Source organism: Moorena sp. SIO3I6 (genome assembly GCF_010672095.1).
On record NZ_JAAHHU010001774.1, the window covers coordinates 1 to 1,004 of the forward strand.

The following is a 1,004-nucleotide window of genomic DNA, read 5'->3' on the forward strand; positions in this document are numbered from 1 at the left end:
AGCAAACTTAACCTGCTCTGATCTGATTGGCCAAAGGCCACGCTACAAAACCAGACCAAAACCAAGGTCCCCGGGGGGGAAACCCCCCCAGAAATTTAAGGTGTTATGGCAACAACCAATACTTGGTTATTGTAGTGATCACTTCCCCTGGAACATCAGTCGGTTCCAGAGGGGTCCACTCCGCAATCTCTGCATAGCCTAGGGCGTAAAGCATCTGCATACTATAGATGACTGATTCACGAGAACCTTTGAGAGTGTGCTGAGCAGGTTGTTTCTTGAAGTTTTGGCTGAATTTTGTTGACATAAATAAGAATTGAATTTCGCTTTACAATGATTATTGTAATGATTATATTTTTAATTGTCAAGGGTTTTTAAAAAGTTTTTTTTGGGAGTTTTAGGGTTAATAAAAAACTAAGTGTTCCCTTCGCCACGGGTCGCATCTGTAGAATAGGCATCTTGCCTGTTTGCGGATCTTTTGGTGCGGGCAAGATGCCCACTCTACTCCTATTCATTCAAAGACTGACGCAACGCCCATTGATCCGTCAGCTTTTTATCGTTTTTATCAGCTCCACTAGTTTTATAGACATAACTGTTTTAGTTGACTCCCTAAATTAGAGATCTAGCAATTCTCTTTCCCATCAGGTATAATCTGATCCCCCTAAATCCCCCTTAAAAAGGGGGACTTTGAACTTGATAAGCGTACCTCATATGAGGGACAAAGTGATCCCCCTAAATCCCCCTTAAAAAGGGGGACTTTGAGCTTGATAAGCGTACCTCATAAATACAATAAACGCTATAAATCGTTTTTCCTAGCGATCAGGTACACAAGATTGTTTCCCGACTCCCGACTCCCGACTCCCGACTCCCTGCTCCCTGTTCCCTAAAACCTACGACTTTTTACCTAAGCTAATTTGCTATAACTACATATAACTTTATGACAAAAAAGGTTTACTTATGACATCAATAAATTAGGCAAAAACTCAACAAACTCAATTAATATAAGT

Annotated in this window: 2 protein-coding genes; one reads left to right on the plus strand and one right to left on the minus strand. The window is 40.8% G+C overall.

The window, feature by feature from the left end; all coding sequences use genetic code 11:
* Positions 1-103 precede the first annotated feature (103 nt).
* Positions 104-304 carry a hypothetical protein gene (locus F6K49_RS53035; protein ID WP_293111179.1) on the minus strand — a complete coding sequence of 67 codons (201 nt, stop codon included), beginning with the start codon at positions 302-304 and terminating at the stop codon, positions 104-106.
* Between the two features lie 451 nt (positions 305-755).
* Here F6K49_RS53035 and F6K49_RS53040 point away from each other — a divergent pair, with 451 nt between their 5' ends.
* Positions 756-884: a hypothetical protein gene (locus F6K49_RS53040; protein WP_293111181.1), complete on the plus strand. Its 129-nt coding sequence runs from the start codon at positions 756-758 to the stop codon at positions 882-884.
* The last annotated feature ends 120 nt before the right edge of the window (positions 885-1,004 follow it).